At 55.0% G+C, this 7,838-nt stretch carries 9 protein-coding genes; 4 read left to right on the top strand and 5 right to left on the bottom strand.

The features are described 5' to 3' along the window. Positions 1 to 89: 89 nt before the first annotated feature. The 3 genes from VMV64_RS11420 to VMV64_RS11410 are packed head-to-tail and all read right to left on the bottom strand — an operon-like array spanning position 90 to position 3,334. Positions 90 to 1,469, bottom strand: a complete 1,380-nt coding sequence (locus VMV64_RS11420; protein WP_325330389.1) for a sigma-54 dependent transcriptional regulator — start codon at positions 1,467 to 1,469, stop codon at positions 90 to 92. Continuing rightward, positions 1,466 to 3,067, bottom strand: coding sequence for a sensor histidine kinase (locus tag VMV64_RS11415; protein WP_325330387.1), 1,602 nt, complete (start codon positions 3,065 to 3,067; stop codon positions 1,466 to 1,468). The genes VMV64_RS11420 and VMV64_RS11415 overlap by 4 nt, the downstream gene beginning before the upstream one ends. A gap of 42 nt (positions 3,068 to 3,109) precedes the next feature. Further along, positions 3,110 to 3,334, bottom strand: coding sequence for a PP0621 family protein (locus VMV64_RS11410; protein ID WP_325330385.1), 225 nt, complete (start codon positions 3,332 to 3,334; stop codon positions 3,110 to 3,112). Between the two features lie 214 nt (positions 3,335 to 3,548). Here VMV64_RS11410 and VMV64_RS11405 point away from each other — a divergent pair, with 214 nt between their 5' ends. The 4 genes from VMV64_RS11405 (at position 3,549) to VMV64_RS11390 (ending at position 6,023) form a co-directional block, all read left to right on the top strand. Then, complete coding sequence (locus tag VMV64_RS11405; protein WP_325330383.1) at positions 3,549 to 4,619, top strand: site-specific integrase; 1,071 nt, start codon at positions 3,549 to 3,551, stop codon at positions 4,617 to 4,619. 178 nt (positions 4,620 to 4,797) lie between these two features. Continuing rightward, positions 4,798 to 5,181: a hypothetical protein gene (locus tag VMV64_RS11400; protein ID WP_325330381.1), complete on the top strand. Its 384-nt coding sequence runs from the start codon at positions 4,798 to 4,800 to the stop codon at positions 5,179 to 5,181. After that, entirely contained in the window at positions 5,126 to 5,575 is a 450-nt protein-coding gene (locus tag VMV64_RS11395) for a helix-turn-helix domain-containing protein (protein WP_325330379.1), read from the top strand. Before VMV64_RS11400 ends, VMV64_RS11395 begins: the two co-directional genes overlap by 56 nt. Further along, a complete protein-coding gene (locus VMV64_RS11390) occupies positions 5,568 to 6,023 on the top strand; it encodes a hypothetical protein (RefSeq protein ID WP_325330377.1) in 456 nt (151 codons plus the stop codon). The genes VMV64_RS11395 and VMV64_RS11390 overlap by 8 nt, the downstream gene beginning before the upstream one ends. A 122-nt stretch (positions 6,024 to 6,145) precedes the next feature. Here VMV64_RS11390 and VMV64_RS17410 read toward each other — a convergent pair whose 3' ends face one another. Then, on the bottom strand, positions 6,146 to 6,409 hold the full coding sequence (locus VMV64_RS17410; RefSeq protein ID WP_414718880.1) for a DUF1496 domain-containing protein: 264 nt from the start codon (positions 6,407 to 6,409) through the stop codon (positions 6,146 to 6,148). Positions 6,410 to 6,585: 176 nt separating this feature from the next. Then, positions 6,586 to 7,689, bottom strand: coding sequence for a hypothetical protein (locus VMV64_RS11385; RefSeq protein WP_325330375.1), 1,104 nt, complete (start codon positions 7,687 to 7,689; stop codon positions 6,586 to 6,588). Between the last annotated feature and the right edge of the window lie 149 nt (positions 7,690 to 7,838).

Here is a 7,838-nt window from a genome sequence, read left to right as displayed (position 1 = left end):
GGTGAGGGGTGAGGGGTGAGGGGTGAGGGGTGAGGGGTGATGGGTGATGCAGAAAATTTATCCAATTCCCCATCACTCATTCCCCATTGCTAATCCATCCCCAGCCGTTCCAGTCGGTAGCGCAACGCCCGAAAGGTGATGCCGAGCAGCTTGGCTGCTGCGGTCTTGTTGAAACGGGTTTTATCCAACGCTTCCAGAATCGCCGCTTTTTCCACGGCATCGAGGTATTCCTGCAGCGGCAAGCTTTTCATCTGCGCCATATCCTTCGGCGGCTTCACCACGAGCTGCAAATCCTCGCAACCTATCTCGCCACCCGTAGTCAGCGCCATCGCCCGCTCGAGGATGTTTTCCAGCTCGCGTACATTGCCGGGGAAATCGTACTCCCGCAGTTCCTTCAACGCTGTCAGGCTCAATTTCGGCGGCTCGGTGTTCAGACACGCCACTTTCTTGAGTATCTCCCCGGCCAGCAGCGGGATATCGTCAGAGATCTCGCGCAGAGCCGGCATCTTCAACACAATCACGTTGAGCCGGTAAAACAAGTCTTGACGAAATTTCCCGCTTTCCACACATAGCGCCAGATCCTGGTGAGTGGCGCTGATGATACGCACATCCACTGGCTCTTCCTGAGTGGCCCCCACCTTGCGCACCATTTTTTCCTGGATGACGCGCAGCAGTTTCACCTGCATCGGCAAAGGCAGGTCCGCGACTTCGTCGAGGAACAGGGTACCGCCGCTGGCCGCCTGGAAAAAACCGTCCTTGTCCTGGTTTGCGCCAGTGAAAGCGCCTTTCTTGTAACCGAAGAACTCGCTTTCCATCAGGTTCTCGGGGATCGCGCCGCAGTTGACTGCGACAAACGGGCCATCGCCGCGCGGGCCGTTGAGATGGGTCAGCCGCGCCGCCATCTCCTTGCCACTGCCCGATTCCCCGGTGATATGGACCGGCGCCTGGCTGCGCGCCAGCTTCGCTATCATCTGGCGGGTTTGCTGCATCAGCGGCGAATTGCCGAGTAACGCCGGCTGGCTGGCGGCGGCCTGGCCTTCTTCTATTTTTCTTGACTGACTGGGGCTGGGCAATTTGAGCGCGGAGTTAACCAAAGCGCGCAGCTGGTTCAACGATACCGGCTTGGAAAGATAATCGAATGCGCCCGCCTTGAGCGCGGCGACAGCGTTTTCCGCGCTGCCGTAGGCGGTGATCACCGCCACCGGTTTGCCGGGATAATTCTTGGTCACATATTCCAGAAAACCAAGGCCATCCCCGTCTGGTAAACGCATGTCGGTGAGGCAAAGATTATAGTAGTTCTTGTGCAGGTATTGCTCCGCCTCGAACGTGCTGGCCGCCGCATCAACCTCCAGGCCCATGCGATGCAAAGTCAGTACCAGCAGCTCGCGAATATCAGCTTCGTCGTCCACGACCAGCACACGACGCGGTTGTTCTTCATTATTCCGGGAAACTTGCGGTGTCCGGTTCAACACATCTCCTTTTCAGAGCTTATCCTGAATTGTCCGCCTTGCGCGGCTTCAATGTAATCCAGCGTGGCCCCGTTGGCTTCACACAGTTCGCGGGCAATATAAAGCCCCAAACCGGTGCCGGTGCTGTCGGTGGTAAAAAACGGCTCGAACAGCTGGGTGCGCAGCGCTTCGCCAACCCCGGACCCGTCATCGGTCACGTCCAATTGTACAACATTCCCGGGCCAGGCAAACGCCGCACGCAGGCGGATGCTGCCTTCCTGCTGGCGACAATAGCGCCATGCATTGCGGCACAGATTCCACAGTACCTGGTCGAGGTGATGCCGGTCGAAGCTTACCGTCAGACCCTTCGCCACGTCCAGAACAACAACCTTGTCCGGAATTTTTTCGGTCTGGCAAAACTGTTCGACGAACTGGCGCAAAGTCGCATCCATATCTAGTGCTTCCGGCGTGGAGCGGTCCCTGCGGTTAAGCTGCAACACGTCCTGCACCATCCGGTCGAGACGATGAGTGTTGTCACGGATGATTTGCAGCAGCCGGACATGGGTCGCATCCTGCCCCGGCTCCTCCTGCAATAGCTGGGTCGCGTGACCGATCGAGCTGAGTGGGTTACGGATTTCGTGTGCGATATTGGCCGTCAGCCTGCCCAGTGCAGCCAGCTTGTGCTGCTGCGCCCGCGCCTGCATCAGGCTCAAATCCTCCAGAAAGATCAGCGCGCCCAGCCTCTCGTCCCCGCCGATCGCGGTAAAGCGTACCTGAACCTGTTTGCCGGTGGCCGGCGCAACCAGTTCGAAATGGTCGTTGTGCGGATCGACTCGCCAGCGCTGCAGGCAGCCGGACAATGCCGGAAAATAATCGTTGAGCCGCAGCTTGTCCCATACTGCCGCCGGCGTGCCGAGCAATTTCTCCGCCTCGGCGTTGCGCTGCCGCACCCGGCCCTGCTCGTCTACCACCAGCACGCCGTCCTGCATATTCTGGATCACCATCTGGTTGACCTGGGCCAGGTTGGCAAGGTCGATGCTCTGCTTCTGCGCCAGATTCTCGGTCACAGCCAGGCGTCTGGTCAGGACAAAGGCCAGCCCGGCGATAGCGAAAAACCCCATGCTGGTCAGGCTGGTTTGCAGATAATCCTTGGTGCTTCCCGCCAGCACCAGCACCTGATAGGTCTGCTCGAGCAAAAGGGCTATGCTCGCCATCGCGGCATGGAACATTGCCAGGCGGCCACGGCTGACCATGCCGGTGGCTACCAGCGGCCCCAGCAGGAGCAGCCCGAGGCCGCTCTGAATACCCCCGCTGGCATGCATCAACAGCACGATAAACAAAATATCCGCACTCACCTGGCCACTCAGGAGCAGATTGAAGCGCGGCCATCGAATATCGATCGGCACGATCATCAGCACCGCAAAGAACACGTAAGCAATGCTGGTGGCGTAGAACAAGGAGGGATTGTGAGCACCAAAGGTGTTGATGACGCCGAACAGGGTATAGGCGACGGCAAACGTGCCGGCCAGGGTCAGCCGAAAAAGATTGAAATAGCGGAGAGAGCGCCAATACACCTCAGGTTGAGGCGTGGCCCGAACCTGTAGCAATTCTGTCAGCATTGTAGAGTGACACTCGACCGAATCGGCCGGACGGACGAAGGATTACTTCTGATGGAGTTGGCGATGCTCATTGGTGCAAAAGTACTCACCGTGACTAACGATGCTTTCGCTCCTCGGCAGATGCACTCCACAATGGGCGCAGCGCACCATATCCTCGCCGGTTTCGTTTTTTGGCGCGTCTTCCCGCTTGACCCTGCGGCCATAGCTTTGGAAGAGGCGGTAAACAATCCAGACGCCCAGAGCAAGAAGTATCAGTTTGATCAACATCACCCCACCCCGGTAAACGAGGCGCCTCAGGTATCAAGATTCGGACATGAACTGGTCGGGGTGAGAGGATTCGAACCTCCGGCCTCTGCGTCCCGAACGCATAATTTAAAATATATAAAGTCTAGTATTGACGCGGGTTGCAGCCTATTTTAAACTGATTAAAATGTATTTCCGTCCCAAAACGGTCACAGTGAATTAGTTTTTAGGGGGCAACATGGCAACTATTAAACAACGGGATTCGGGCTGGTGGCAAGCGATAATCAGGCGCAAAGGATATCCAAACCATTCTAAGACCTTCGAATATCATGACGAGGCCAAAGCTTGGGCGCGAGACATTGAAAGCGAGATGGATAAAGGCCTATTCCTCGATCGTCGCGAAGCCGATAAAAATACCCTTGGCGCAATTCTAACCCGATACCGCGATGAAGTCGCCATGCAGCACAAGGGCGGCGATGTTGAAATCATCAGAATTAATGTGCTACTTAACGATCAGATCGCTCATTACAAAATGAGCGCGTTATCTGGCGCAGCACTGTCGGACTGGATTAGCCGGCGTCAAACCGTTGTAAAATCTGCTACTGTTCGCCGCGAGTTGGACATCATTAGCCAAGCCATTACCAAGGCTCGCCGGGCTTGGGGGGTGCACCTATCTGAAAATCCGGTTTCATTGATCGAGCGCCCGAAACCCGCGAAAGCGCGGGATCGCCGGCTTTCGGAAGCCGAAGAGTCCGCCCTACTGTCTGCACTGGAAGATCATGCCGGGCATGGAAAGAAATACCGACAGGGAACCCGCAATCCCTGGATTAAACCGCTGGTGATGTTAGCCCTTGAAACTGCCATGCGGCGCGGCGAACTGCTAGATTTGGAATGGCGCTACGTCGATCTCGCCCGTTGTTTCGTGCATCTCCCGGAAACAAAAAACGGCTCTGCGCGGGATGTGCCTTTATCAACCCATGCATTAGCTATTCTCTCCGCCCTTCCCCGCTCTATCACCGGAAAGGTGTTTCCAGTTACAGCCAATGCCGTCCACGGCGCATGGGATCGCGCTGTAGCGCGTGCGCAATCTGATTATGAGAAAGAATGCCAGGCGAAGGGCATCAGGCCCTTGGCAGGATTTATGGACAATTTGAGATTTCATGATCTGCGACACGAGGCTACCAGCCGGCTAGCAGAGAAATTGTCGAATATTTTGAAGTTATCCAGTGTCACCGGCCACAAAGATTTACGTATGCTTAAACGATACTATCACCCGAGAGCCGAGGATCTGGCGAAGGAATTAGGATAACATGCGGATTAAGAATTACATTCATACAATGAGGCCAATGGAGCAATGGTTTAACCAATGGTGAAGGCTTTGGTGAGCGGGATCGTATGTTTGTGGCATTATGGAAAAAACTCATGAGTCCTCCCTAAAGGATGGGCTATTTCAACCGTAATAGTAAATTGATATACAATTGTATATAATGCACTTCGACCTGCACGATCATGCGGTAAATGATTTACGCCAGCTGAAAATTGACGACCCTCGAGCGGCGGCTGCCGTGCTAGCCGCGCTGGAGCAGATCGAGGCCGATCCGAAAGTGATCGACAAACTCACAACCCACGGGAATAACGAAGTCGGGGCCGTGAGGATCAACGTAAAGCAGTGGCAACTGGCAAAAAAATTCGGGAACCTTTGGCGCTTTCGGGCGCTTGACTGTCCCGCGACGAATTACAGAGTGGTCTATGGTTACCACTGGGCTACGCAGCAAATATGTGTGTTTGCCGTAGTCCACAAGGAGGAATTTGATTATGAACTCGACAGCGACATTGCAAGAAGAATCCTCGCAGATTGGCGCGCTATCTAGCCCCGTTGCTGGCGGCCACTGCGAGATCGTATATCGGGAATTCGGTGCAGCGCGACCTCTCCCGCTCCCTGGCACCACCAGCCTGTCTTCCTTATTAACCGAGTTTGAGGCCGAGCCGGAAATGTCCGCGCATCTTGCGGAGGCTCGCCGCAACTTGGCGGTGGAGATGTATGCGGATGAGCCTGAAACATTGAGCGCCATGCGCCTTGCTGCCGGCCTGTCGCAAGCGCAACTGGCGGTGCGCGCGGGGACCACTCAATCATACATCGCACGGGTAGAGCATGGCCAAGTCGATCCTGGTACGGGCATGATCACCCGGATTTCAGAAGCGCTCGGCGCAGACGCCGTGCTGACTTTCCGTGCAGTCTTAAATCAACGGAATACTCGTGGATAAGGCGATGGACGGCAATCGCCTGGTCACGGCGCAATTTTGCGACGATATTCGGCATGAAGTGGGGAACAAATATTCCCTTATGGGCTGTTACGGAAACGAGATGATTGTCGATAAGATCCCGTCGGTTCTGCCCAAGCTGTGTGCACATATTCGAGTCTTCACGCCAGCCGGTCGTCCATTCGAGAATTTGGTGATCCGTGCTTACATGAACGATGATTTAATCGCAGAAATTGAAATGCCAGTGACGGATGTATCAGCAGATATTTACCGGCAAGGGACTGCATCGGGTTTAGGCCGGGTAGCCTTCCTCGCGATGATGGCGTTTTCGCCTCTTGCTATAACAGAGCCTTGCAAAATCCGAATAGAAGCCGAAACAGAAGATGGCATTGTTCGTGGGAGTTACATCGACATCCGAGAACGCATCCAAGAAGACCTTCCGGTGGCATAACCGGAGGTGCGCCTCGAGCAATATTCACTATTACATAGGAAATAACGCTTGTTAAAGGGCTATCTAACCTCCTTGCTTCAACGCGGCGGACGGCGATTATTGCCGCCCGTTTGCCAATCGTTTTAGCGATAAAAATTCTGTTTCAACGCAGCCTCAGTTAACCAACGCAACTCCTTTTCATTTGGAGGGACAGTGGCTGGATTGTCAGGATCGACTACACAAGTTAGCTTCTGACTGCTCTGATCTAAAATAACGCTTCCTTTAGAATAGGGCTGTCCACTGTAATAACAGAATTTTCTGGTATCTCTCTCCGAATCAGGGCGTTGATCTGCGATAGCCGATCCTAAAAGTAGTGCCAGGAAAATTCCGATTAATAACCGTTTCATCCATTTCTCCCTTTTTGATTGAAATGTTAGCGGCAGCCAACAAATAGAAGGATATCAGATTTCAATTGACGGACTCGCCAAACAATAAATGGTAGGGGTTGGTGGAACCATAGGAGAAAGCATTGGTGAAACCATAGAAAAACCGCCCGAAGGCGATTTCCCCCTTTCCGGGTTAATTAAAACGAGAATCCGGCTCCGATCTGCATTGCAGGTTTACCCGCTAAGGACAATGAAGTCGTTACAGTTGCCCTTGGGAGTGCAGCTGCAAAGCTCAAAGCCGTGGCCGTGCTGCCCCCGTAGCTCCCAACCCCAACCCCCATACCAATTCCCCGCGCCGAGCGGAGCGCAGAAATTGCCGCCGAGGATCCAGCGGACGACATTGCCATGCTCCCAACAATGCCGCTTTCCAGACCATCGACGCGGTTTGACAGGTTATCTACCCGGCTTCCCAAGCTGTCAATTCGGCTCCCCAAGCCTTGCGCGTAGGTGTAGGCGGTGTTTGCGGTGTTGATCGCCGTGGTCGCGTTGGTGTTGGCGGTGTTGGCCGTTGCTGTCGCGTTGGCCGCTGCTATTCCTGCAGCTGTAGCCGTGGTCTGCGCTGTTGCCGCTGCCGTTCCCGCTGCTGTGGCCGTGGTTTGAGCGGTTGCTGCGGCTGTTCCTGCTGCCGTGGCCGTAGTCTGCGCCGTTGTTGCCGCCGTAGTCGCGGTGTTGGCCGTTGTTTGCGCTGCAGCTGCAGCATTCCGCGCCGTCTGGTCAGTCGTGCCACCTGAAACGCCAGCAATCGCGGTATTTAGTTGGCCAACTGTTGCAGCTGAATTTGCGGTAGTGCCTGCTGTCACGTTCACCAACTCCCTGGTCGCGGCATAAAACCCCCCGCTCACGCCGGCATCCCCGAAGCTGACAATCCCGGCTGTGTTTGCTTGGGATCCTGCGCCGATTGCCACACTTCCTACGGCGGTTCCTGCCGTTCTCGCGCTGTAGCCCAAGGCCGTGCTGTAGCTAAGATTGGCTTCGGTGCCGGCGCCAATAGCGGTTGCCCCTGTGCCGGTAACGCCGCCCATGCCGGACGCTGCTACAGCTTGCCCACCGATTGCAACAGAGCTAGTGCCAACGGGCGTAAGCGCTACACCCGTTCCAATACCAATACTGTTTGAACCGATGGCCGCTGATACCTGGTCACCCCAAACGCCGCCTGTCGTGATCTGGACACTATCGGCCAGCGCAAAGGTTGGCAGGCTGAAAGCAAGAACGATAGCGAGGGTGATTTTATTTTTTTGCATTTTGAAGCTCCTAAATGGAAGAATTGAACAAAAGAAAAATGGGGTTACCAGCGAAGCCGATAACCCCAATGTCATTATTCCAAATAGATGCTGTTGCTGGTTTTACATTTCAGCTGCTGCGCGACAAATCCTGCGCAATAATCCACATT

Origin of the sequence: Sulfuricella sp. (assembly GCF_035531155.1) — a bacterium.
GTDB lineage: Bacteria > Pseudomonadota > Gammaproteobacteria > Burkholderiales > Sulfuricellaceae > Sulfuricella.
This window is presented reverse-complemented; position numbering and strand designations above follow the sequence as displayed.

What these genes read in the sequence shown, in the direction of transcription:
- VMV64_RS11415 (WP_325330387.1), bottom strand. Translation starts at nt 3,067, where the DNA reads ATGCTGACAGAATTGCTACAGGTTCGGGCCACGCCTCAACCTGAGGTG.
- VMV64_RS11405 (WP_325330383.1), top strand. Translation starts at nt 3,549, where the DNA reads ATGGCAACTATTAAACAACGGGATTCGGGCTGGTGGCAAGCGATAATC.
- VMV64_RS11400 (WP_325330381.1), top strand. Translation starts at nt 4,798, where the DNA reads ATGCACTTCGACCTGCACGATCATGCGGTAAATGATTTACGCCAGCTG.
- VMV64_RS11395 (WP_325330379.1), top strand. Translation starts at nt 5,126, where the DNA reads ATGAACTCGACAGCGACATTGCAAGAAGAATCCTCGCAGATTGGCGCG.
- VMV64_RS11410 (WP_325330385.1), bottom strand. Translation starts at nt 3,334, where the DNA reads ATGTTGATCAAACTGATACTTCTTGCTCTGGGCGTCTGGATTGTTTAC.
- VMV64_RS11385 (WP_325330375.1), bottom strand. Translation starts at nt 7,689, where the DNA reads ATGCAAAAAAATAAAATCACCCTCGCTATCGTTCTTGCTTTCAGCCTG.
- VMV64_RS17410 (WP_414718880.1), bottom strand. Translation starts at nt 6,409, where the DNA reads ATGAAACGGTTATTAATCGGAATTTTCCTGGCACTACTTTTAGGATCG.